Raw genomic sequence first — 23,400 nt, forward strand, 5'->3', positions numbered from 1 at the left:
GGAACGGGCCCGGGGACCGGCCGCCGAGGGGACTCAGCGCTTGCGGCCTACGCCGGCGTACATCCAGATCCGGTCGAGGTCCTCCGGCAGCGGCCCGTCCGGGCGCCAGAGCGGTGACTGGACGAGGCCGGGTTCGAGCAGCTCGAAGTCTCCGAAGAGCCCCTCGATCTCGGCCTTGCCCCGCGGCACCGCGGGCGCCTTCGCCTGGCCGTAGGTGCTGGCGACCTTGAGCACCTCGTCGGTGCGGAAGTCGTGGGTGGGATGTGCCAGGACCAGGTAGCTGCCGGGCGCCATGACCTCGCGGATCGGCGCCACGATCTCTTCGGGGTCCTTGTCGGGGACGAACTGCAGCACCGACACCAGCATCGTCGCCATCGGCTTGCTGAAGTCGATGAGGTCGCGCACGTCCTCGCGGTGCACCAGTTCGGCGGAGTCGCGGACGTCGGCCTGGAGCACCCGGGTGTCGCCGTCGGCGCTGCCGGTGAGCAGGGCCCGCGCGTGAACGAGCACGATCGGGTCGTTGTCGACGTACACCACGCGGGTGTCCGGCGCGATCTCCTGCGCGATCTCGTGCACGTTGCGCTGGGTGGGCAGGCCGGCGCCCAGGTCGAGGATCTGCCGGATGCCCTGGCTCACGATGTGCCGCACGGCGCGTTGCACGAACGCGCGGTTCTGCCTGGCGATGGACCGGATCTCCGGCGCCGACTGCAACGCCGCCTCGGCGGCCTCGCGGTCGGCGGTGAAGTTGTCCTTGCCGCCCAGGTAGTAGTCGTACATCCGGGCGGGATGCGCCACATCGACGTTCAGCTCGATGGGAGCTGCATCCTCCTGCATGACCTGACCTCCAGCCGACGGCTCGCCGGCGGTAGCGCACCACAACTTCGGGAAGGCACGGCGCATTGCGGTGTTTGCGACCGTCCCGGCGGAATCGTAACGCCTCCTGATTGCAGGCGCACCGATTCGCCAACCACGAACACGGCCGAAACCGGCGCAAAAAGGCGATCTCCGTCGAGCGGGACTCCAAGGCCGGGGGCGGAAGGCCAGGTCAGGCGATCCAGCCGTCGCCGCGCGCCTCGTCCAGCGCCTGATCGGCGTTCCTGTCGCCGAGCATCTCCAGTCCGCGCACCGCCCAGAAGCGCAACGAGTCGTCCACGCTCCGCAACTGCCCGCGGAACAGTTCCAGCGCCTTCGGCGAGCGGGCCTCGGCGATGAGCTCCAGCAGCCAGCAGCGCAGGTCGTGATCATCGCGTTCGGCCTCGAACTCCGCGATCAGCTCGTCGACGTAGGCGTCGGCGTGCTCGCGCAGGAAGTCGAACGCGTCCTCCCGTACCCGCAGGTCGTTCTCCCGCATGCGGTGCATGGCCTGATCGAAACGGCGCCGCGACATACGCCGACCCTAGGGGCGCCCACCGACACGCCGGCGCACCGGCCCGGACCACCGGAAAAAGGGAAGGTGGCGGCGGCGACGGCGGGTTAGCGTCGGCATGTGGAGAGCCCTGTGGACAACGCGATGACGATCACCTGGCGCCGGCTGGCCGAGCCGGACTTCCCCTTGCTGAGCCGGTGGCTGGCCGAGCCACATGTGGCCAGGTGGTGGAACCACGAGACCTCGATCGAGGCCGTGACGCGGGACTTCCTGCCGGCGGCCAGGGGCGAGGAACCCTCCGAAGACCTGCTCGCCTTCCTGGACGGCAGCCCGTTCGCCTTCGTGCAGCGCTGCCGGCTGCGCGACTTCCCCGAGTACGTGACCGAGCTGGCGGCCGTCATGGACGTCCCCGAAGGGGGGATGACGATCGACTACCTGATCGGCGATCGCGGGCTGACCGGCCGTGGCCTCGGCCCCGCGCTGATCCGCGCGGTCGTCGCGGAGACCTGGGAACGGTATCCCGACGCCACGGCGATCATCGTCCCGGTACCGGCGGCCAACCGGGCCTCCTGGCGCGCGCTGGAGAAGGCCGGCCTGCGGAGGGTCGCGGAGGGCGAGCTGGAGCCGGACAACCCCATCGACGACCGGTCCCACTACGTGTACCGGATCGACCGGCCGGCCTCCTAGGGCCCCGGCCTCCGCTCGGCATCCGACCACAACGTGTATGCAATCTCGTGGAAATATTCGGGTGTTCCCTTGTGTATGGCGTCCTTCATGGAATAGATGTATACAACCCGCCCCGACGCCGTGGTAGAGGGAGGCCGTGTGCGCTACAGACTTGGCGTGGACGTCGGCGGGACGTTCACCGACATCCTTCTGATCGACGAGGAGACCGGGCAGACCTTCCGGGCGAAGACCCCCTCGACGCCGCACGACCAGTCGATCGGCGTCGTCGCGGGGATGCGCAAGGCCGCCGCGGAGGCCGGCATCGACCCGTCCCGGATCGGGCAGGTGCTGCACGGTACGACCGTCGCGACCAACGCGATCCTGGAGGGCAAGGGAGCCAGGGTCGGCCTGGTGACCACCCGCGGGTTCCGGCAGGTGCTCCAGATCGCCCGGTCCTTCGTCCCCGGCGGGCTGGCGGGCTGGATCATCTGGCCCAAGCCCGAGCCGCTGGCCGCGCTGGAGAACACCATCGAGGCGATCGAGCGGATCGGCGCCGACGGCTCGGTCGTCACCCCGCTGGACGAGGACGACATCCGCGAGGGGCTGCGCCGGCTGCGCTCACGCGGCGTGGAGGCGCTGGCCGTCTCGCTGATCAACTCCTATGTCAACGGCGCGCACGAGCGCCGGATCGCGGAGATCGCCGCGGAGGAACTGCCCGGGGTGCCGGTGTCGGTGTCCTCCAGCGTCCTGCCGGAGCTGCGCGAGTACGAGCGGACGATCACCACGGTGGCCAACGGCTATGTCCAGCCGCAGGTCGCGCGCTACATGGAGGGCCTGACCGCCAAGTTCGCCGAAGGCGGCGTGGACGGCGGCCTCTACATCCTGCGCAGCGACGGCGGCCTGGCCTCCGCCGCGGTCGCCGCGCGGAACCCGGTGTCGATGCTGCTGTCCGGCCCGGCCGGCGGCGTCACCGGCGCGATCTGGGCCGCGAACCAGGCCGGGTTCAGCGACCTGCTCACCTTCGACATGGGCGGCACCTCGACCGACGTGGCGCTCGTCCAGGACGGCACGGCCAGGATCGGCCGCGAGACCAAGGTCGGCGACCTCACCGTGCGGGCCGCGTCGGTGGACGTGCGGACGGTCGGCGCCGGCGGAGGCTCCATCGCCCACGTCCCCGAGCTCACCAAGGCCCTGCGGGTCGGGCCGCAGTCGGCGGGCGCCGAGCCCGGCCCGGCGGCGTACGGGGCGGGCGGCACCGACCCGACCGTGACCGACGCCAACGTGGTGCTCGGCTACCTGCCCACCGAGCTGGCCGGCGGTGAGATCACCCTGGACCGGGAGGCCGCGCGGCGGGCGGTCGCCACCGTGGCCGAGGCGATGGGCCTGCCCAGCGTCGAGGCCGCGGCGCAGGGCATCATCGACATCGTCAACGAGAACATGTTCGGCGCGATCCGGCTGGTCTCGGTGCAGCAGGGCTTCGACCCGCGGGACTTCGCGCTGGTCGCCTTCGGCGGCGCCGGTCCGCTGCACGCCAACGCGCTGGGCCGGCTCACCGGCGCGTGGCCGGTCATCATCCCGCCGTCACCCGGCGTGCTGTGCGCGTACGGCGACGCCACCACCAGCCTGCGGGACGAGGCCGCGCGGACCTACATCCGGCGCTTCTCCGAGCTGACCGACGCCGAGCTGCACGGCATCCTCACCGAGCTGGCCGAGACGGCCGCCGCGACGCTGGAGGCCGAGGGCGTGCCGCGCACCGACCACACCGTCACCTACCAGGTGGACCTGCGCTACCACGGGCAGGGGTTCGAGATCCCGGTGCCGGTCGACATCGGCGTCTTCGACGACAAGTCCGACGACGGCGCGGGGCTGGCCGCGCTCGGCAAGGCGTTCGACGCCGCGCACGAGCAGCTGTTCTCCTTCCTGCTGAGCAACGAGCACGAGCTGGTCAGCGCGCGCGCCGCCGTCAGCGGCCCGCGCCCGAACGTGCTGGCCGCGCGGCTGCCCGAGGGGGACGGCGACCCGTCGGCCGCGGTGACCGGCACGACCCGGCTGTACGTGGAGGGCGCCGAGGCCGAGGCGAAGGTCTACGACCGCACGCTGCTGCGCGCCGGCGACGTGATCCCCGGTCCCGCGATCGTCACCGAGATGGACTCCACCACCCTCGTCCTGCCCGGCCATGCCGCGACCGTGCACGTCGGCGGCAGCCTGCTGATCCGCCCGGAGGCATGACATGGCACAGATCATTCAGAGCACCACCGAGCCCCTGCCCCGGGTCGAGGTGGACCCCGTCACCGTCGACATCATCGAGAACGCGCTGCGCAACGCCCGGTACGAGATGGACGAGGTGCTGTTCCGCACCGCCCTGTCCCCCGGCATCCGCGAGCAGCACGACGAGTTCCCGCTGATCGGCGACCCCGAGGGCAGGATGGTGGTCGGCCAGTTCGGGCTGTCGATCCCGGCGCTGCTGGACCGGTTCGACGGCACCATCGAGGAGGGCGACGTCCTGCTCACCTCCGACCCGTACTCCTGCGACGGCGCGATCAGCCACGCCAACGACTGGCTGGTGGTGATGCCGGTCTACGTGGACGGCCGGGTGGTCGGCTGGGCGTCGATGTTCGGGCACATGTCCGACGTCGGCGGCAAGACGGTCTGCTCGATGCCGACCGACGCCCACACCATCTACGAGGAGGGCGTGGTCATCCCGCCCTTCAAGCTCTACAGCAAGGGCGTGCTGAACGAGGACGCGCTGCGGATCATCCTCAACCAGGTGCGGCAGCCGGACTGGAACCGGGCCGACCTCAACGGGATCGTGGCGGCCTGCCGCACCGCGTCACGCCGGATCCAGGAGCTGTGCGCGCGGTTCGGCGCCGACACCTACGTGTCGACGCTGGAGGCCCTGCTCGACCGCAACTACCAGGCGATGAAGACGCTGCTGACCACGCTGTTCGAGGACGGGGAGACCCTCACCTTCTCCGACTACATCTGCGACGACGGCGTGGGGCACGGCCCCGTACAAGCTCACGCTGTCGCTCACCCGTACCGGGGACAAGGTCCTGCTGGACTTCACCGGCAGCGACCCGCAGTCCCCCGGGCCGATCAACTACTACATCAACCCCAATCTGGCCCGGATGTTCTTCGGCATCTACATGATCACGGTGGCGGACCCGCAGATCCTGTGGAACGACGGGTTCTACCCGCTGGTGGACGTGAAGATCCCGGACAAGTCGTTCTGGAAGCCGGAGTTCCCCGCGGCGCTCAACGCCCGCAACCACGGGGTCGGGCGGATCTTCGACCTGTTCGGCGGGCTGCTCGGGCAGAAGACCCCCGACCTGCTGAACGCGGCCGGGTTCTCGTCCTCGCCGCACTTCATGTACTCGGGCCACTACTCCGACGGCGACCGCGAGGGCGAGTGGTTCCAGCTCTACTCGATCGGCTTCGGCGGCATCCCGGGGCGGCCCATCGGGGACGGGCCCGACGGCCATTCGCTGTGGCCCTCGTTCGTGAACATCCCCTGCGAGTACCTGGAGTCGTACTACCCGCTGCGCATCGAGCGCTGGGAGACGGTCCCGGACACCGGCGGCGCCGGGCTGCACCGGGGCGGCAACGGCGTGGACGTGGCGTACCGGTTCCTGGAGCCGGGGACGATCGCGATCCACGACGACCGGTGGCTCACCTACCCGTGGGGCGTCAACGGCGGCGACCCGGGCGCCCGCGGGCGCAAGTGGATCGAGCGGGCGGACGGGACCGTCGAGGTGCTGCCGAGCAAGGTCCATGACGTGGCCGTGGCCAGGGGCGACGTCCTGCACTTCGTCACCTGGGGCGGCGGTGGCTGGGGCGACCCGCTGGCCCGCGACCCGGAGCTGGTCGCGCTGGAGGTACGGCGCGGGCTGGTGTCCCCGGAGGGCGCCAGGCGCTACGGCGTGGTCGTGTCGCCGGACGGGGAGCTGGACGTGGACGCCACCGCTTCGCTGCGGGAGCGGCTGCGCGGGGAGCGTCCCGCCGAGCTGCCGGTGTTCAACATGGGCCCGCCGCTGGAGGAGATCATCGCCAACTGCGAGGCGGAGACCGGACTGCCCGCGCCCAAGCCACCGGTGCCGGCATGACCGGGGACGACGGCCTGTCGCGTGACTACGCCTCGGCCGGGTTCGGGCGCTCCCTCGACTGGGGCGCCTCGCCCGCGGTGATCGTCATCGACATGGTGCGGGCGTACTTCCAGCCGGGCGCCGAGCTGTACATGGGCACGCGCGACTGCCTGGACTCGGCCGCCCGGGTGGTCGACGCGGCCCGCACCGGCGGCGTCCCGGTGCTGTTCACCCGGGTCGCGTACGGCCCGGACGGCGTGGACGGCGGGCTGTTCTACCGCAAGGTCGGGGCGCTGCGGCACTTCGCCGCCGGCGCCCCGGACGCCGCCCTCGGGGAGATCATGCCGGAGGTCGCGCCGCGTCCGGGCGAGCTGGTGCTGGTCAAGCAGTACGCGAGCGCGTTCTTCGGCACCTCGCTGGCGTCCACGCTCGCGGCGGCGCGCGTCGACACGCTGGTGATCTGCGGGGTGAGCACCAGCGGGTGCGTGCGCGCCACGGCGGTCGACGCCATCTCGCACGGCTACGTCCCCATCGTCGTGCGGCAGGCCGTCGGCGACCGCGACCTTCGGCCGCACGAGGCGAACCTCTTCGACCTCCAGGCGAAGTACGCGGAGGTGCGCGACGAGGCGGAGGTGGTCGAACGGCTGAAGGGCCCGCCGCGATGACGGCGCCGGGCTCCGGCGCGCTGCTGGACCGGGAGGCCGAGGGCCCGGCGCCGGTGAGGGCGCGGCCGTCCGGCGCGCTGCTGGAACGCTACGGGGTCCTGGGCGTCTGGGTCCTCATCATCGCGTTCTTCTCCTGGCGCTCGGACAGCTTCGCGTCCCTGTCCACCGTCAAGCTGATCCTCAGCACCCAGACCGTGATCCTGCTGGCCACCCTCGGGGTGCTGGTGTCGCTCGCGGTCGAGGAGTTCGACCTGTCGGTCGGCTCGGTGGTCGGCTTCGGCGGCTGCCTGGCCGCCGTCCTCGACGGGCAGTCCGGCTGGGCCCCCGGACCCGCCATCGTGGCCGCCGTGGTGGTGTGCGCGCTGTTCGGCGCCGTCAACGCCGCGCTGTCGGTGTTCGCCGGGGTGCCGTCCATCGTCGTCACGCTCGGCACCGGGACCCTGCTGGCCGGCATCACCCTCGGCATCACCGACTCCAAGGTGGTCACCGGCATCTCCAGCAAGACCGTGACCTTCATGACCGACCCGCTGCTGTTCGGCATCCCGGCGCCGTTCTACTGCGGGCTGCTGCTCACCCTCGTCCTCTGGTTCGTCCTCCAGCACACCCCGCTCGGCCGCCGAATGATCTTCATCGCGGAGAACCGGGAGGTGGCGCGGCTGGCCGGGCTGCGCGTCACCGCCATCCGCGCCGGCGCGCTGGTCGCCACCTCCACGCTGGCCGGGCTCGGGGGCGTCGTCCTCGCCGGGACCAACGCCGCCGCCAACCCGCAGGCCGGCTCCTACTATCTGCTCCCCGCGTTCGCCGCGGCGTTCCTCGGCTCGACCACCATCGTGCCGGGGCGCTTCAACGCCTGGGGCGCGTTCGTCGCCGTCTACTTCCTGACCACCGGCATCACGGGGCTCCAGTACCTCGGGTACGCCGGCTGGCCGGAACAGGTCTTCTACGGGGCCTCCCTCGTGGCCGCCGTGACGCTCAGCCATCTGGCCGGGCATCGCCGGCTGCCGCGCATCCGCTGACCGCAGTTCCCTTCTTCACCCGTCCCGTCCCTGACGCCTGTTCAACCGCGACAACCCCTGGAGCACCCATGTCATCAAGGTTCGCGCGCGTTCGGGCCGTGCCGCTGGCGGTTCTGCTGGCGGCGATGGCACTGCCGGCCGCGTCCTGCAGCGACGCCGAGGACGACGCCGCCGGCGCCACGTCCAGCCAGAGCGCCGCCCCGGCGTTCACCGACCCCGCGGCCGGGATCGCCGAGGCCAAGAGGATCATCGACCAGTACCGCAACCCGCCCGCCTGGCAGGGGCCCGACCAGCCGGTGAACATCGGCGGGCTGGCGGGCAAGAAGGTCACCTACATCAGCGTGTCCAACTCGATCCCGGTGCTGAAGTACTGGTCGGACTCGCTCACCCGGCTGCTGCGGCAGCACGGCGGCGTGCAGCTCAACGTGATCGACGCCAAGGGCTCGGTGGACGAGGCCAACAAGGGCTTCGACCAGGCCATCGCGCAGAAGGCCGACGTCATCATGTTCCAGGCGCTGCCGCCCCGGCTGTTCCAGGCCAAGATCACCCGCGCCAAGGCGGCGGGCATCAAGGTCATCAGCGGCAACATCGGCGTGCCCGGCAGGCGCGACGCCGGCCAGGACGCCGAGGTCAGCTTCGACTACGTCAAGGTCGGGCAGCTGATCGGCGCGTGGATGGTCGCCGACTCGCAGGGCAAGGGCAAGGGGATGGTGGTCTCCTCCGACGACGTGCCCGCCTCGCAGCCCCAGGCCCAAGGCACGCTCAACGAGGTGAAGCGGCTGTGCCCCGGCTGCGACATGACCATGAAGGACGTGCAGATCCCCCAGTGGGAGTCGTCCATCCCGTCGCTGTTCCAGACCACCATCAACAGCGACCCGTCCCGAACCTACCTGCTGCCCCTGTACGACGGGCAGGCGCTGCCTGGTCTGGGCGCGATCCGCACCGCGGGCGCGGGCTCGAAGGTCAAGGTCGGCGCGTTCAACGCCACACCGGGCATCGTCGAGCAGCTCAAGGACCCGGCCAGCGGCCTGAAGCTGGACGTCGGCGGGCACAACGAGTGGTGGGCCTACGCCGCCACCGACCAGATCTTCCGGGTGCTGTCCGGGGCCGCGCCGATCCAGGACTACAAGATCGGGCTGCGCGTCTTCGACACCGGCAACGCCGACCTGATCAAGGGCAAGGACGAGTTCTCCTGGTACGGGAGCAGCGACTACCGCACCAGGTTCCCGGCGCTCTGGAAGAAGGGCTGACCCGGGCATGACGGCGATGCTGGAGCTGGACGGGCTGTCGAAGACCTTCGACGGCATCCGCGTCCTGCGCGACGTCACCCTCACCGTGCGGCCCGGCGAGATCCTCGGCCTCATCGGCGAGAACGGCAGCGGCAAGTCGACGCTGATCAAGATCCTGGCCGGCTACCACCAGGCCGACCCGGGCGGCCGGGTGACCATGGGCGGCCGGGACGTGACGCACGCGCTGGGGGCGGGCCCCGTCCGCACCGGCATGGCCTTCATCCACCAGGACCTCGCTCTGGTGCCGTCGATGACCGTGCTGGAGAACCTGCGCATCGCCCGGTTCTCCACCGGTCTCGGCCGGCGGATCCGCTGGGCGGCCGAACACCGCCTGGTGCGGACCTACCTGCGCCAAGCGGGGCTCGACGTCCACCCCGGCACCCGGGTGGCGGACCTGTCGGTGACCGAGCAGGCGCTGGTGGCCATCGCCCGCGGCCTGGCCGACATCGAGGAGAACGAGGAACGGGTCGAGCACCGGCTGCTCGTCCTCGACGAGCCGACCGCGTACCTGCCGCACGAGGGGGTGGAGCGGCTGTTCGCGGTGCTCCGCGCGCTCGCCGAGCACGGCACGTCGATCATCTTCGTGTCGCACCGGCTGGACGAGGTGCTCGCCCTGTGCCACCGGGTGGCCGTGCTGCGCGGCGGCGCGCTCGCCGGGGTCGTGGACGCGGAGGGCCGCACCGAACGCGACCTTCTGGAACTGATGCTCGGCAGGCCGGCCGAGGAGCTGTACCCGGACACGGCCCCGCCGTCCGGCGAGCCCTTGCTGGAGGTGGACGGCCTGGCCGGCGGCGGGCTGGCCGGGCTGTCCTTCACCGCGCGGCCCGGCGAGATCGTCGGCTTCGCCGGGCTGCCGGGCTCCGGCTACGACGAGGTGCCGTACCTGCTCACCGGCGCCCGCCCGGCGACCGCGGGCCGCATCACCCTCGCCGGGCGCACCGTGCCCGCCCCCGGGCTGACCCCGCGGACCGGTATCGCCCTGGGCATGGCCCTGCTCCCGGCGGACCGGGCCGCGGCCGGTCACGCCGCGTCCCTGACGGTCGCCGAGAACATGACGCTGCCCACCCTCCCGGCCTTCACCGCGCTGCGCACGCTCGTCCTCCGCGCCCGCGAGCGCCGCGCCGTCATCGAGCAGGCGGAACGTTTCGGCATCGTGCCACCGCGCCCGGGGCTGGCCATGCGCTACCTGTCAGGCGGCAACCAGCAGAAAGTGCTGCTGGCCAAATGGATGCTGGGAGAACCCCGCGTACTGGCCCTGCACGAACCCACCCAGGGCGTGGACGTGGGCGCCAAACGGGAGGTCTTCGCGCACCTCTCGACGGCCGCCGACGCGGGCGCCGCCGTCCTGCTGTCCTCCGTGGAACACGAAGACCTCGCACACCTGTGCACCCGTGTCCACGTGTTCCGCGCGGGCCGGTGCGTCCAGGTGATCGAACGCGGTGAACTGTCCCCGGCCCGCCTGGCCGCGGCCGTCTACGCCTGACGGGATTGGCCGTAGATCCGGCACGGACGGCCCCTCACCTCGGCGTCCCGGAGGAACGCGTGCCCGATGCGCTCCGCGACCCGCACCGACCGGGCGTTCTCCGGGGCGATCAGCGAGAGCACCTCGTCCGCGCCGAGCTCGTCGAAGCAGTAGGCCACGGCCGCGCGCGCGGCCTCGGTCGCGTAGCCCTTCCCCCACGCCTTCCTGGCCAGGCACCACCCGACCTCCAGGCCGGGCCAGCCCTCCGGCCGCCACGGGCCCGCACGGCCGACGAAACGCCCGGTGCCCTTCTCCAGGACGGCCCACATGGAGTAGCCGCGTACCTCACGATGGCCGATGATCATGGCGAGGTTACGCCACGCGTCCGCACGCGACATGCCGCCCTCGGCGCCCAGGAAGTGACCCACCTCCGGGTCGGCCATCATCGCCGCGTAATCGTCGAAGTCGTCCCCCGTCAACGGGCGCAGCACAAGCCGCGGCGTGCTCACGTAAGGGTCGCTGGGGTCCAACTCCTGCCTCCGGGGGTCACGCATCGACGGGCAACGGTTGCCATTGTGGCCTGCCCGCTCCCCGTCGCCCGGCTCAGGAGGCGCGGAGGGCGCGGAGTGATTGCTTCAGGGAGCCCAGGGTGCTGAAGACGGCCGTGGGCTCGTAGCCGCAGTGCGCCATGCAGTTCGCGCAGCGTGCCTTCGAGGACCATGGTGAAGTTCTCACGAAGGGCTGACGCGGACGGCCGCCTACCGGCTCGGTTCAAGCCCACGGACGTCCGCTCGGGCGATCGGAGAAGAGGACCAACGCGATCAGGGCACCCGCCTCGATCTTCCGTCTCGCCGTCCGGGGGCGTGGGCGAGACCTGCGTTGCCAGCGGGCGGGGCGTTGTGGTCGGCTGTGGCCGTGAGCATCGATCAGTTCTTCGGATTCGGCCCCGGGGTTCCGTTCGTCGCACATGAGGTCTTCACGGATCGGGAGGAGCAGATCGGGCGCCTTCATCAGGGGATACTGAGGGCTGTCGGACGCCCATGGCCGGTTTCCGAACTGATGGACTTCCAGCGGGCCGCCGACAACCTTCACACGGTGACCGGTGAAGGCGGTATCGGAAAGTCGACGCTGGTCAGGCATGTCGCCTCGCTGGCCATGGCCGGTGAACTGGACGGGATACCGGAGAACAGGGCGGCCGTGGTCGTGGATTTCAGCGATCCGGCCAGCGCCAGTTTCGAGACGATCCTGCTGCGCGTGCGGGCAGGGCTCGGCGGGCTGGCGAAGTCGTGGCCCGCGTTCGATGTGGCGCTGGCGGTCTACTGGGAGCGGAAGCACCCGGGCGAGTCACTGACGGCGTACCTGAATCGGGGAACGTCGGAGTCGCGGCGGGTGGCCGAGCAGGTCGGCGGGACGGTCGATCAGGTGCTGGGCGGTTTCGGGGCCGTCACCGCCGCTTACCAGGTGATCAGCAGGCTCGGCACGACAGTGGCGCAGAAGGCCAGGTTGCGGCGGCTGCGCGCGGAATTGCCTGCACTGGACCCGATCCTGGAGGAGCGGGATCCCGACCGGATGCTCGGTTACATGCCGGTGCTGCTGGCGGCCGATCTGGAGCGGGTCAGGGCCCAGAAGGACACCCTGGCCCTCTGCGTACTGGACACCGTGGAGAACCTCCAGGATCTACCACCCGAGCGCGACGGGCTGGAGGACCTGGTTTCGCGGCTGGTGTACCTGATGCCCAACGTGGCGTTCGTCGCGGCGGGACGACGGCCGCCGCGCTGGGACGATCCGGTCCGGGCGGTCGGGCTGACCTACGGAGGCGAGCATCGCTGGCCCGGTCTGGCCGGACGCGACCGGCTCGTCCTAGACGGGTTCGAGCGCGCGTCCGCCCTGGAGTACCTCACGACCCGGCTGACCATCGACGACCGGCCCGCGATCGAGGTACCGATCAGGGAGCGGATGATCGAGGGTTCGGGCGGCTCGCCGCTGTACCTGGACCTGTCGGCGGCACTGTACGGGCAGTACCTGGCTCAGAGGGAGACGCCCCCGGCCGAGGCGTTCGGGCTGGGCTTCCCCGAGTTGGTATTGCGTACGATGCGGGACCTCTCCGAGCAGGATCGCGACCTGCTCCGGGCCGCCGCGCTGCTGGAGGCGTTCGACGCGGAGTCCTTGCACGCGACCCTTCCGCAGGTGCGGCGCCGCAGGATCGAGGACTTTTTGGCGCGGCCGTTCGTCCACCGGGACGACTCGGTGTGGCCGGCCTGCCACCTGCACGACAATCTGCGCCGCAGCGTGCTCGACTGCGATGCTTACACCGCCGACGGGTGGACGGGCGGCGAGCGGCATGAGCATTTGCGGCGGGCGATCGATCACATGGCGGGCGTGGCGCTGTCGGTCTGGGACGAGCGTCCCGACCATCCCGTCCCCCTCTCGGTCCGCAGCCGCCGGGCCGTGGCCGCGTTCCAGCTCGTGTTCCGGGGAGCGCATGAGCATGGCGTGCTACCGCCAGTGCTGGCCGAGCTGACCTACAGCCTCAGCGTGCTGGGGCACTGGCAGGTGCTGGCGTCCCTTCCCGAACCGGCCGACTCCCCCGAGCTGGCTAAGCTCGCCACCGTCGCCAGGCTGACCACGCGAGGCGACCTGAATGCGGAGGACCGCTACCAGCGGATGCGCGAACTGGTCATCGGCGAGGGCGGGGAGGATGCGTCCGGCCCTTTCGCGGAATATTTTCGCTTCGAGCTGGCGAACCGCGCTCATATCGTCGGGCGGCTGGATGACGCCGCCAGCCATGTGTTGAAGATCGAGCACCCGCTCATCGGCCGCAGTGCGGTGTTCGGGCTGGCCGACAACGCACTCAGGCGTGGTGATCATGGAAATGTCAGAGAGTTGATGGAGCGAGCGTCCGACGCCGACCTGGACCAGATTCGCAGAGCGGACATGCTCGGCCACAGCAACCTCCACAACGCCCGTTTCGAAGAAGCGGCGGCCATGTTCCGGTTGGCGTTCGACCATGCCAGGCGGGTGCACGCGCCACTATGGGAGGCGCGTGCGATCCGGGGACTCGCGCTCGCGCTAATGTGGTTCGACCCAGCCCGCACGTTGCGAATCCTGCCGCAGGCGCGGGAACTCAACCAGACGGTCGGAGAACTCATCGGGATCGCGCACTGCGACCTGGCGGAGTCCATGGCATGTGCACTGCTCGGTGAGATGGCTAGCGCGGACGAGCTGCTGGACGCCGCCGTACGAAGGTACGACGAGCTCGGCGCTGTGGGCGAACTCGTACCGACCGAGGCCGTGCAGGTGCTGTTCCATGCCGCCTCCGGGCACACCGGTGAGGCCGTCGCCATCGCCAGGCGCCTGGCGGAGGCGGCCCGCTTCGGTGAGCGGGTTTGCCTGCCCGCGTGGGTTCGAATCATCGGCATGTGGGCGGGCGTCCCGGACCCGGCCGCAGGCACGTCGGTCCGCTGGCTGGACGGTGACGAGGTCACTCTGCGCCGCTGGCTGGGCCCACTGGACCGGCTCCGTGACCGCCTCCCCGGACCGGCCGGGCGGCGGTGCGGTCGGCTCGACGTGAACGACCGGGAGGCGCTGATTCCGACACGTCACCTGGACGAGTCCACCGTCGACCACGCCGTCCGGGCCGCGTGTGCCAGCCCCGCCTACGACGGCGCCGTGCGTCCGGCCGAGGACGGGATCCTCACCGGGCAACGGACTGTGATCAAGGTTCAGCGCCGCAGTCACGAGCGGTTGGAGACCCATCTCCGGCTTGAGGGAATCCGCGTGCGCACCGAAGTGGCGGCGCCTCGGCTGCTCGACCACGGCACCGCGACGACAAGCGCGGGGACTGCCTGGTGGGCGGTGCTGGAACGGCTACCCGGCGCCCCCGGCGACAGGCCGACCCCTGGACGTCAGCGTGCTCTGGGGCGCGCATTGCGCCATTGGCACTCGTTCTTCCCGGGCGGTGGGCTCCGCCTCGACGATCCAGGAGCCCTCGGCGTCCTGCTGGGATGGACCCGCCGCACGGTCCCAGCCGCTTACCCGGCGATCGCCGGGTTGATCGCGGACGCCTGCGCGGGAATGCCCATGACACCGATCCATGGGGATGTCGCCGTCGGACACAATACCCTGTTCGATGGTGACGCCCTCACGGGCATCCTGGATCCGGGCGCGATCGAGCAGGGACCGCCCATGCTCGATTTGGCCTGGGCTTTGGCCATCGACCTGCCACGCGGTGCCACCGCCGATCCACTCATCGAGGGCTACGGGCATGACGCCGTCGATCGTGCGGCCCTGAACGCCCTGCTTCCCCTGATGCTGCTGCGCCGCCTGATCGACACCCCGGACCTGGGGACGGCCGACACGGACGGCCGATGGATCGCCCGCCGCCTCAGCGAACAGCGGCCCGACCTCATGGCCCTCGTCCAGGACGAACTGACGCTCTAGACCCGCAGGTGTCCGCCCGGCGAAGCCACCGCGCCTCCTTTTGGGGCAACGCATGTGCAGGTTACGGGTGCCGCAACGTCCGTGGATATCCGGCCCCGAGGTCGCCCGGCTTCCCGTCCTTGTGGCAGGGGGGCCGGGAGGTCAGCAGGAACGTCGCCTCCACCACGATCGCCCGTGGACGCCACCACGCCAGGTCCGCCGAGGCGAGCACGGCCGCCTCGGCACCTTCGACGTCCACCTTCAGCAGGTCGAAGCCCGGCTCGGCGTGCTCGCTCAGGACGGTTTGCAGCGGAACGGTCTGGACCTGGATCTCCTCGTACCTCCAACCGTCCGCCACGTGGACGGCGAGTACATCGCGGTCCAGGGTGCTGAGCCCACCACCGCCGGTCTTGCCCGGCCCGGGGACGATCCGGAAGAAGGACGCCGTGCCGGAACGGTCACTGATCGCCAGCCGCAGTGTGACATCGCCGGGACGGGCGTCGCGCAGCAGTTCGTAGCGCTCCGGCAGCGGCTCGATGTTGATTCCACGCCAGCCGAGCCGCTCGACGAGGTTCTTGGTCAACGACCCGCGCACCGGATTCCCGGCGCCGACGTCCACGAAGAACCCGCCGCGTCGTCCCGCGAACGCCCGCATCAACACAACGTCCTCGGCGTTCCCGCCGTAGGCGACCAACGCGTAGTCATCAGAGTCGTCCCCAGCCACACCGCCAACCTAAGCCAACCCGGCCACGACGCGAGTCACCCGGCCTGGTCGAGGACGCGGCAAGTCAAGGACGCGGCAGGTCGTACCGGCCTCCTCCATCAACACCGAGGCGCGACGGGCTGTCCTACCGCCCGCCGCGCCTCCAACGGGGTCCTGTTACGGCCTGTCGAGGCTACCCGTCTTGATCTTCTCGACCAGCGCACCGAACGCGGCTCCGCTCACCGCGAGCCGATCGCCGTCAGGGTCCTTGGAGTCCCTGATCCCCACAGCGCCAGCCAGACCGGCAACCTCAACGCATGCCGAGTCGTTGACACCTCCGCTGTGGGTACTTTTACGCCACTGCACCTTCATGTGAGTGCTCCTCCAACCACCGCTTGATCAGAGCCCGAGAGTCGGCCTCAGAGGCGGCCTTAGCGCCTATGCGATCGAACATAAACGCAAGCTCGCTAACTTCGTTCGGGTCTTCGATCAGGCGACCGCCCTTTTGAGCGCCCACGTAGGCGATGTCGCGCTTGTCCAGGCTGATGACCTGGAAGTTTCCGTCGACCCCGGGGTTGGCGCCAGCTTCGAAGGGCAGGACGCGGAGGCTGATGTTCGGTCGCTCGGACATCTCGTAGAGGTGCTGTAGCTGGGCTCGCATGACCTCGGGGCCACCGACCGCTTGGGCCAGCGCACCTTCCCCGATCACCACCCAAAGGTATGGCGGGTCCTCGCGGTCTACGATGCCACGCTTACGCTGGAGGCGGGACTCCTGCTCGACGTCGAGATCCTTGATGTTGCTTTCTCGGACGCAGGCCCGGGTGTAGTCGTCCGTCTGGAGCGCCAACGGGATCACCCCGATGTGATGGACCTTGAGGGAGGCGGCCTTCTGCTCGTACTGGGTGAACTGGCGGAACCAGTTCGGGTTGTGCGCCATCCGGGCGAACCATAGGAGCAGTTCGAAGAGCCGTCCCGTCTCGAAGTGGTGGTCGAGGACCTTGGCGTGACTGAGGTGGAGTCGCTGACGCATCGCTTCCTGGTTGCAAACGCTGGCGCGCGTAAGCCCGATGATGTTGCCCCACTGGGCGAGTGAAAGACCTTCTTTCTCGCGAAAGAAGCGCAGGTAGTAGGCCAGGAAGTGCCAGAGCGAGAGTGTCGGGTCGACCGGGGGGCGGACCTTCGGCATTGAAGCTCCCGTGTTTTGAATTTTCTCTTGTACAGGCGAGTGTAGGTCCGATCACTCACAGTTAGGAGAGGAAAACAAAGAAGTAGCGGAGGAGGAAGGTGCGATAGTGATTAGTCGGGATTGTCTAATTATCACCATGTTGGCGTCGACGGCAGCCGCCGGTCTCGCCCGAACACTTACAAATGCCCGACTTCACAAATGGGGCGATACTCACATCTCGGACGACGCGTTCCTCGTGGCATCCGAAATGATCAACAACGCGATCAACGAGACCCCAGGAAAACAGATCAAGTACCGGCTGAGCCGGGAAGGTGGAGAGGTCCTCCTCGCCGTCTGGGACTCGTCCCACCGCGTCCCTACCCCCAGAGCGCCGACCGCGTGCACGCTCGACGATCTTGACCTCGTCCCCGAACGCTGGGACGACAACGGCGGCTGGGGGCTCGGGATCATCGAGACGCTCGCCAGCAGTTGCGGCTACACCACCGATCCCAGCGGAGGCAAATGGGTCTGGGCTTGCCTCAAGCCCTGATGAGCGGGGTGGCCTTGGTGATGGCGGGTGTGGTTGTCATGGTGAGGCCGGTGATGGCCCGGTTGCCGTCGATGACGTCGGGGCTGCTGGACCTGGTCCATCAGGGATTGGATCTGTCTTTCGTGCCCAACGGCCATACCGACGATCCTGACCTTCCGCGTGTACGCTCAGTGGTGGACTGGGTCGCCCGCCGCCTGGCCATCGACTGGTTGCCCTACCACGTCCGCGCCGCAGAGGGCATCTTCACCATGGACGAGCGGGTGAGCGCCGCCGGAGACTGGCTCGCCGCCGAGGCCGCGAAGATCCCCGCCGTCCAGGCCCAGGTGCCGTCAGCCGACCCGGCCGCCGACCCCGACGAGGTGATGGACGCCTTCCGCGCCGACCTGGCCGGCGGCATCGGAACCCCGGTCAAGCCGCGAATCACGCCACGGAGGTGACCGGTGACGCGGCGGGCCACTACGAGCGGCTGGCGGCCCGGTTCGAGGAGAACTGGGCCTACAGCCCCGCGTTCGTCGCGTGGATGAGCGGCTGCATCACCGGTCGGCTTCGCCCGCGCACCGGTGACCGCGGGATCGACGTCGGTTGTGGAACCGGTCTTTACTCGCGGGTGCTCGCCGAACATGCGGGAGCGTGGTGTGCGTTGATCCCTCGGCTGCGATGCTCGCCCAGGTCCCGGACGGGCACGGCATGCTGCCGGTGCGCGCTTCACTGGAGGACCTGGCCACCGGCGCAGTGTCCTTGCCGCATGAACGGTTCGACGTCGTTCTGGCCAAGGAAGTGCTGCATCACGCCGCCGACGAGCATGCCGCATTGCGGACGCTCGCCGGTTTGGTGGCGCCTGGCGGTCGGCTGCTGCTGGTCATGCTGGCACCGGTCCTGGAGTATCCGCTGTTCGAGGCCGCGCTGGAGCGGTACCAGCGGCGTCCGGCCGACCCTGACGGCATCGCCCGGCAACTCGCGCGTCACGGCCTCCGCGCCGAGGTGAGCACCGCGTCCTTCCAGCTGGCCATCGCCAAAAAAGATGGCTGACCATGGTCGCCGACCGGTGGATGTCGGTGCTGACCAAGGTCACCGACGCCGAACTTGCAGCCGGGATCACCGAGATCGACCGCCGTCACGCCGGGCCGGTGCTGGAGTTCAATGATTCGTTCGTGTTCCTCCTGGCCCACCGCCCTTTCTGAACGGCAAGTCTGACGAGCTGACGTCCCCGCCTCGCTGCGGCACCGTTGCGGGACCGCCTCGGCCAGCCGGTTCCGGCTGGTCTCCGAAGGGCGCATCTCCACAACCAGTCAAAACAAGTGAACAAGGTCGGCAACGTTCCTGCGGGAGCGATCCCCGTACCGCCAACGAGATCATCGGATGAGGAACGGGCACTAAGTCTCCTGGACGAGCTCCCTAGAAGTCATCTTGGCGTGCCGCGGTCTTCGGCGTGCTGCCGCAGCGTGAGCCCGTGCACGTCATCCATGGCGAGCCAGGGCCGCTCCTCGTCCTCAGCGGCGGCGGCCACCACTCCGCCATGCCCGCGGCCTGCGGACCATGTCCATCGCCTTGAGCTCGCGATCGGACCGTTCGCGGACGGTGTCGTGGCCGTCCCGTATCACCCTGACCGCGACCTGCTCCCCGGCCGATTGCCGGTCTCGCGCAAAAGGTGCATTTGCGGTCTGATCAAGCGCGGAGGGCACGCAGAGACTGTTTCAGGGAGCCCAGGGTGCTGAAGACGGCCGTGGGCTCGTAGCCGCAGTGCGCCATGCAGTTCGCGCAGCGCGGGTCGCGGCCCCGGCCGTAGGAGTCCCAGTCGGTGTCCTCCAGAAGCTCGCGGTAGCTCTGGGCATAGCCGTCCGCCATGAGGTAGCAGGGGCGCTGCCAGCCGAAGAGTGAATAGGACGGGATCGCCCAGGCGGTGCAGGGAAAGTCGACCTTGCCTTCCAGGAAGTCGAGGAAGAGGGGCGAGTGGTTGAGGCGCCAGCGCTTGCGGTTGCCGCCGGAGAAGGCTTTGCGGAACAGCTCGCGGGTCTCCTGGACGCCGAGGAAGTGCTCCTGGTCGGGCGCCTTCTCGTAGGCGTAGCCGGGCGAGACCATCATCTCGTCGACCTCCAGGTCGTCGTTGAGGTAGTCGAGCACCTCGATGACGGTCTGCGGGGTGTCGGTGTTGAAGAACGTGGTGTTGGTGGTGACGCGGAAGCCACGGCGGCGGCATTCCCGGACGGCGGCGACCGCCTGGTCGAACACGCCGTCCTTGCACACCGAGGCGTCGTGGCGCTCGCGCAGGCCGTCGATGTGGACGGTCCAGGCGAAGTACGGCGACGGCGTGAACTGGTCGAGCTTCCTGGGGATCAGCACGGCGTTGGTGCACAGGAACACGTACACGCGCATCTTGACCAGCTCGGCGACCATCTCGCCGATCTGCGGGTGCATGAGCGGCTCGCCGCCGGCGATGGAGACCATCGGCGCGCCGCACTCCTTGATGGCGGCGACCGCCTGCTCGACCGGCATGCGGCGCTTGAGGACGTCGGCGGGGTGCTCGATCTTCCCGCAGCCGGCGCACTTGAGGTTGCAGGCGAACAGCGGCTCCAGTTCGAGCAGGAGCGGGAACTTGTCCCGTCCCCGCAGCTTGTTGCGCAGGATGTGGCTTCCGATGCGCAGGCTCTGGCGCAGTGGCATGGCCATCAGGGACGTATCTCCTTGGGAAGGGTGAACTCGGTGGTCTCCACGGCGACGGTGCGTTCCTCGACCTGGACGGGCCCCAGGCCGCGCAGGCAGTCCACGACGCCGTCGATCATGTCGTGGGGCGCGGAGGCGCCGGCGGTGAGGCCGATGACGCGGGTGCCGTCGAGCCGTTCCAGGGGAAGGTCGGCGGGGCCGTCGACGAGGACGGCCGGTGTGCCGCCGCGCTCGGCGACCTCGACCAGGCGGCGGGAGTTGGAGGAGTTGGCGGAGCCGACCACCACGACCAGGTCGGCGTCCCCGGCGACCGCGGTGACGGCGCGCTGCCGGTTGGTGGTGGCGTAGCAGATGTCGTCGGTGGCCGGGCCCTGGGCGTCGGGGAAGCGGCGGGTGATGGCCGTGGCGATCTCACCGGCCTCGTCGGCGGCGAGGGTGGTCTGCATCAGATAGGCCACCGGGCGGCCGGCCGGCAGCGCGGCCACGTCCTCGGGCGTCTCGACGAGCACGGTGGAGCCGGGCGCCTCGCCGAGCGTGCCCTCGGTCTCCTCGTGCCCGGCGTGGCCGATGAGCGCGACCAGGTCGCCGCGCGCCGCGAACCGCCGGGTCTCCGCGTGCACCTTGGCGACCAGCGGGCAGGTGGCGTCGACGACGCGGTGCCCGGCGCGGTCGGCCTCGGCGCGGACGGCGGGCGCGACGCCGTGCGCGGAGAAGATGACGACGGACCCGGCGGGCACCTCGTCCAGCTCGTCGACGAAGACGGCACCGCGCCGCCGCAGGTCGTCGACGACGTGGACGTTGTGGACGATCTGCTTGCGCACGTACACGGGCGGGCCGTGCAGGTCCAGCGCGCGTTCCACGATCTCGATGGCCCGTTCCACGCCCGCGCAGAACGAGCGCGGACCGGCGAGCAGCACGCGCCGCGGCCCCACGGCGGCGCCCCACTTGGCCAGGGCGGGACCCAGCGCGTGAAGCGTGCGCGGGGACTCCCCCTCGGGGCCTGCGATCACGCGGACCACCGCGCTGGGACGGCCCGCCGCGGCGGCGGCGAGCGGGGCCGACTCGGTGTCGAACGCCAGAGCCCCCGTGCGGGCCAGCGCCTCGCGCGCCGCCGGGGACACGCTGCGGTCCACGGTGAGCAGCGGGCCGCGGTGAACGGGGACGCCGGTGCGCCTCAGCAGCCCCTCGAGCAGTTCGGCCGAGGGGCAGGAGACGGTCTCGTGCGCGCCGCGGACCTCGGTCGCGACCAGCACGCTGCCCGGTTCGAGGCGCGGGTCCAGCGCCTCGGCGAAGCCCGCCACCGCCAGCGCGTCGAAGTCGGGAAGGCACCCGGCGACCGCCCGTGCCCGGGACAGCCCGGCGCCGGTCCTCAGCACCCGCAGCCCGGGGTGTGCCACGTCCCGCGCCTCGGCGAACCGGGCCGCGCACACCACCAGCCGCGTCACCTCCGCGCCTCCCGGAGGTAGCGTCCTAGCGCGCTCACCGGGAAGACGAGCCGGTAGAGGTGGTAGTTGATGTAGAAGTCGCCGGGGAAGCCGGTGCCGGTGAAGTGGTCCTCGTCCCAGGTCCCGTCGGGACGCTGGGTCTCGACGAGCCACCGGACGCCCCTCTCCACCGCCGGGGACGACCGTTCACCGGCGGCGAGCAGGGCCAGCAGCGCCCAGGCCGTCTGGGACGCGGTGGACACGCCCCGCCCGACCCACGCGGGGTCGTCGTAGGAGCGCAGATCCTCGCCCCAGCCGCCGTCCAGGTTCTGGTGGGCCTCCAGCCAGGCGACGGCCCGGCGGATCGGCGGGCCGTCCGGGCGCACCCCGGCGGCGACCAGCGCCGGCACCACGGCACCGGTCCCGTAGACGTGGTTGGCGCCCCACCGGCCGAACCACGAGCCGTCCTCCTCCTGGGCCCTCAGCAGCCACACCACGGCGCGCCTGACCACGTCCGTGTTCGCCATGCCCTCGGCGGCCAGCGCCTCGGCGACGTGCGCGGTCACGTCGGCGGAGGGCGGGTCGATCACCGCGCCGAAGTCGCAGAACGGCAGCTTGGTGCACAGCGTCCTGGTGTTGTCGGCGTCGAAGGCGCCGAAGCCTCCGTCGCGTGAGGCCATGCCGGTCAGCCAGCGCACGGCGCGGTCGATGGCCGGGCGGACATCGGGACGGTCCACGCGCCGCAACGCCAGGATCGCCTCGGCGGTGTCGTCGGTGTCGGGGTAGAGGTCGTTGTCGAACTCGAACGCCCAGCCGCCGGGCGGAAGGCCGGGGCGGCGCACCGACCAGTCCCCCGGTCCCCGGATCTCCTCGTCCAGGAGCCACCCGGCGGCGCGCGTCAGCGCGGGATGGCCGGCGGGCAGTCCCGCGTCGGCGAGGGCGTTGACGGCCAGCACCGTGTCCCAGACGGGTGACTGGCACGCCTCCAGCCTGCGGCCCCGCTCGTCGCGGATCGTGAACCTCTCCAGGCCCTCGATGCCGCGTCTCATCACCGGGTGGCCGAGGTCGTAGCCGAGCAGGTTGAGGGCGATCAGCGAGTAGACCCAGGGCGGCTGGATCCCGCCCCAGCACCCGTCGGCCTCCTGCCGCGCGACGATCCACTCGGCGGCGCGGCGCAGCGCGGCGGTCCGCAGCGGGCGCACCGGCCGCCGCTGGTACACGTGCAGCAGGCGGTCGAGGCCGTTGAACGCCCGCCCCCAGGCGTCCCGCGCGGGCCGCGGGCGCCGCCCGGTGCGCAGCTCCGGAAGGCCGAACGGCAGGGCCCGGACGGGACGCAGCGACCCCACGACGGTCAGCGGGACGATCGTCTGCCGGGCCCAGCACGCCCAGTCGTAGACGTTCAGCGGGAACCAGCGCGGCAGGTACATCATCTCGGGCGGCATGACCGGCAGCTCGTCCCACGACCACAGCCCGAACATCGCCAGCCAGATCCGCGTGAACACCCGGGTGCCCTCGACGCCGCCCGCGCCCCTGACGTACTCGGCGGCCTGGCGCATGTGCGGCGCGTCCGCGGCGTCCCCGGCCAGCCGCAGCGCGACGTACGCCTCGACCGTCGTGGACAGGTCGGGCGGGCCGTCGTGGAAGGTGGCCCAGGTGCCCTCGGCGCGCTGCTGGGAGCGGATCCAGCGGGCGGTGTCCGCGGTGTCCTCGGGGGTGCGGATGCCGAGGAACTCGCGCAGCAGCAGGTCCTCGGCGTCCATGGTCACGTTGGTCTCCAGCTCGGCCTTCCACCAGCCCTGCTCGGACTGGAGGCCGAGCAGGTGCTCGCGGGCGCCCCGCAGGGCGGCCTCCGCCTCGGCGGTGAGCGAGGGAGCGTCGATCGTCGTCATCCGGTCATCCGTTCCGGTCGTGGCCTGCGGTGGTGAGGGTCGC

The 23,400-nt window shown here is 70.6% G+C and carries 22 protein-coding genes and 1 pseudogene; 13 read left to right on the top strand and 10 right to left on the bottom strand.

The genetic code is table 11. The features are described from left to right. Positions 1–33: 33 nt before the first annotated feature. Positions 34–834: an SAM-dependent methyltransferase gene (locus ACGWYJ_RS21235; protein ID WP_395107953.1), complete on the bottom strand. Its 801-nt coding sequence runs from the start codon at positions 832–834 to the stop codon at positions 34–36. A gap of 211 nt (positions 835–1,045) precedes the next feature. Further along, on the bottom strand, positions 1,046–1,387 hold the full coding sequence (locus ACGWYJ_RS21240) for a HEAT repeat domain-containing protein (RefSeq protein ID WP_395107954.1): 342 nt from the start codon (positions 1,385–1,387) through the stop codon (positions 1,046–1,048). 99 nt (positions 1,388–1,486) lie between these two features. Between ACGWYJ_RS21240 and ACGWYJ_RS21245 the strand changes: the two genes are divergently transcribed. The 8 genes and pseudogenes from ACGWYJ_RS21245 to ACGWYJ_RS21280 all read left to right on the top strand — a co-directional run bounded on the left by ACGWYJ_RS21245 (position 1,487) and on the right by ACGWYJ_RS21280 (position 10,567). Further along, on the top strand, positions 1,487–2,053 hold the full coding sequence (locus ACGWYJ_RS21245; RefSeq protein ID WP_395107955.1) for a GNAT family N-acetyltransferase: 567 nt from the start codon (positions 1,487–1,489) through the stop codon (positions 2,051–2,053). A gap of 138 nt (positions 2,054–2,191) precedes the next feature. Beyond that, on the top strand, positions 2,192–4,261 hold the full coding sequence (locus ACGWYJ_RS21250; protein ID WP_395107956.1) for a hydantoinase/oxoprolinase family protein: 2,070 nt from the start codon (positions 2,192–2,194) through the stop codon (positions 4,259–4,261). A gap of 106 nt (positions 4,262–4,367) precedes the next feature. Next, positions 4,368–4,976 (top strand): annotated as a pseudogene (locus ACGWYJ_RS21255) (hydantoinase B/oxoprolinase family protein); the annotation flags it as partial. Between the two features lie 112 nt (positions 4,977–5,088). Next, the gene (locus tag ACGWYJ_RS21260) at positions 5,089–6,135 is read left to right on the top strand and encodes a hydantoinase B/oxoprolinase family protein (protein ID WP_395107983.1); all 1,047 of its coding nucleotides are present in this window, start codon (positions 5,089–5,091) and stop codon (positions 6,133–6,135) included. After that, complete coding sequence (locus ACGWYJ_RS21265) at positions 6,132–6,779, top strand: isochorismatase family protein (protein WP_395107957.1); 648 nt, start codon at positions 6,132–6,134, stop codon at positions 6,777–6,779. The genes ACGWYJ_RS21260 and ACGWYJ_RS21265 overlap by 4 nt, the downstream gene beginning before the upstream one ends. After that, positions 6,776–7,795 (top strand): ABC transporter permease, encoded by a 1,020-nt coding sequence (locus ACGWYJ_RS21270; RefSeq protein WP_395107958.1) that lies wholly within the window; start codon positions 6,776–6,778, stop codon positions 7,793–7,795. Before ACGWYJ_RS21265 ends, ACGWYJ_RS21270 begins: the two co-directional genes overlap by 4 nt. Positions 7,796–7,863: 68 nt before the next feature. Next, positions 7,864–9,045: a sugar ABC transporter substrate-binding protein gene (locus ACGWYJ_RS21275; protein WP_395107959.1), complete on the top strand. Its 1,182-nt coding sequence runs from the start codon at positions 7,864–7,866 to the stop codon at positions 9,043–9,045. A 7-nt stretch (positions 9,046–9,052) separates the two neighbouring features. Then, positions 9,053–10,567 (top strand): sugar ABC transporter ATP-binding protein, encoded by a 1,515-nt coding sequence (locus ACGWYJ_RS21280; RefSeq protein WP_395107960.1) that lies wholly within the window; start codon positions 9,053–9,055, stop codon positions 10,565–10,567. Here ACGWYJ_RS21280 and ACGWYJ_RS21285 read toward each other — a convergent pair. Continuing rightward, complete coding sequence (locus ACGWYJ_RS21285; protein WP_395107961.1) at positions 10,558–11,055, bottom strand: GNAT family N-acetyltransferase; 498 nt, start codon at positions 11,053–11,055, stop codon at positions 10,558–10,560. The two genes, ACGWYJ_RS21280 and ACGWYJ_RS21285, sit on opposite strands and share 10 nt — an antisense overlap. Positions 11,056–11,149: 94 nt before the next feature. After that, on the bottom strand, positions 11,150–11,281 hold the full coding sequence (locus tag ACGWYJ_RS21290) for a DUF3463 domain-containing protein (RefSeq protein WP_285697364.1): 132 nt from the start codon (positions 11,279–11,281) through the stop codon (positions 11,150–11,152). Between the two features lie 360 nt (positions 11,282–11,641). On the opposite strand from ACGWYJ_RS21290, the gene ACGWYJ_RS21295 reads away from it, so the two are divergent. Next, complete coding sequence (locus tag ACGWYJ_RS21295) at positions 11,642–14,986, top strand: phosphotransferase (RefSeq protein ID WP_395107962.1); 3,345 nt, start codon at positions 11,642–11,644, stop codon at positions 14,984–14,986. A gap of 61 nt (positions 14,987–15,047) precedes the next feature. Here ACGWYJ_RS21295 and ACGWYJ_RS21300 read toward each other — a convergent pair whose 3' ends face one another. From ACGWYJ_RS21300 to ACGWYJ_RS21310, 3 genes are all read right to left on the bottom strand, one after another. Further along, entirely contained in the window at positions 15,048–15,689 is a 642-nt protein-coding gene (locus ACGWYJ_RS21300) for an FkbM family methyltransferase (RefSeq protein WP_395107963.1), read from the bottom strand. 156 nt (positions 15,690–15,845) lie between these two features. Continuing rightward, positions 15,846–16,040, bottom strand: a complete 195-nt coding sequence (locus ACGWYJ_RS21305; RefSeq protein ID WP_395107965.1) for a DUF397 domain-containing protein — start codon at positions 16,038–16,040, stop codon at positions 15,846–15,848. Continuing rightward, complete coding sequence (locus ACGWYJ_RS21310; RefSeq protein WP_395107966.1) at positions 16,021–16,854, bottom strand: DUF5753 domain-containing protein; 834 nt, start codon at positions 16,852–16,854, stop codon at positions 16,021–16,023. The genes ACGWYJ_RS21305 and ACGWYJ_RS21310 overlap by 20 nt, the downstream gene beginning before the upstream one ends. A 235-nt stretch (positions 16,855–17,089) precedes the next feature. Here ACGWYJ_RS21310 and ACGWYJ_RS21315 point away from each other — a divergent pair, with 235 nt between their 5' ends. From ACGWYJ_RS21315 to ACGWYJ_RS21330, 4 genes are all read left to right on the top strand, one after another. Then, the gene (locus ACGWYJ_RS21315; RefSeq protein ID WP_395107967.1) at positions 17,090–17,383 is read left to right on the top strand and encodes an ATP-binding protein; all 294 of its coding nucleotides are present in this window, start codon (positions 17,090–17,092) and stop codon (positions 17,381–17,383) included. After that, positions 17,356–17,820 carry a hypothetical protein gene (locus ACGWYJ_RS21320; protein WP_395107968.1) on the top strand — a complete coding sequence of 155 codons (465 nt, stop codon included), beginning with the start codon at positions 17,356–17,358 and terminating at the stop codon, positions 17,818–17,820. Before ACGWYJ_RS21315 ends, ACGWYJ_RS21320 begins: the two co-directional genes overlap by 28 nt. Before the next feature lie 145 nt (positions 17,821–17,965). Further along, the gene (locus tag ACGWYJ_RS21325) at positions 17,966–18,412 is read left to right on the top strand and encodes a methyltransferase domain-containing protein (RefSeq protein WP_395107969.1); all 447 of its coding nucleotides are present in this window, start codon (positions 17,966–17,968) and stop codon (positions 18,410–18,412) included. 2 nt (positions 18,413–18,414) lie between these two features. Beyond that, positions 18,415–18,564, top strand: coding sequence for a hypothetical protein (locus tag ACGWYJ_RS21330; RefSeq protein WP_395107970.1), 150 nt, complete (start codon positions 18,415–18,417; stop codon positions 18,562–18,564). 484 nt (positions 18,565–19,048) lie between these two features. On the opposite strand, the gene hpnH is transcribed toward ACGWYJ_RS21330, so the two are convergent. Genes hpnH through shc form a run of 3 tightly spaced genes read right to left on the bottom strand, consistent with a single transcriptional unit; the run spans position 19,049 to position 23,357 of the window. Then, a complete protein-coding gene (hpnH, locus tag ACGWYJ_RS21335) occupies positions 19,049–20,050 on the bottom strand; it encodes an adenosyl-hopene transferase HpnH (RefSeq protein ID WP_395107971.1) in 1,002 nt (333 codons plus the stop codon). Further along, entirely contained in the window at positions 20,050–21,489 is a 1,440-nt protein-coding gene (gene ispH, locus ACGWYJ_RS21340; RefSeq protein WP_395107973.1) for a 4-hydroxy-3-methylbut-2-enyl diphosphate reductase, read from the bottom strand. Before ispH ends, hpnH begins: the two co-directional genes overlap by 1 nt. Continuing rightward, positions 21,486–23,357: a squalene--hopene cyclase gene (shc, locus tag ACGWYJ_RS21345; protein ID WP_395107974.1), complete on the bottom strand. Its 1,872-nt coding sequence runs from the start codon at positions 23,355–23,357 to the stop codon at positions 21,486–21,488. Before shc ends, ispH begins: the two co-directional genes overlap by 4 nt. Between the last annotated feature and the right edge of the window lie 43 nt (positions 23,358–23,400).

Source organism: Actinomadura sp. SCN-SB (assembly GCF_043906805.1).
Taxonomy (GTDB): domain Bacteria; phylum Actinomycetota; class Actinomycetes; order Streptosporangiales; family Streptosporangiaceae; genus Spirillospora.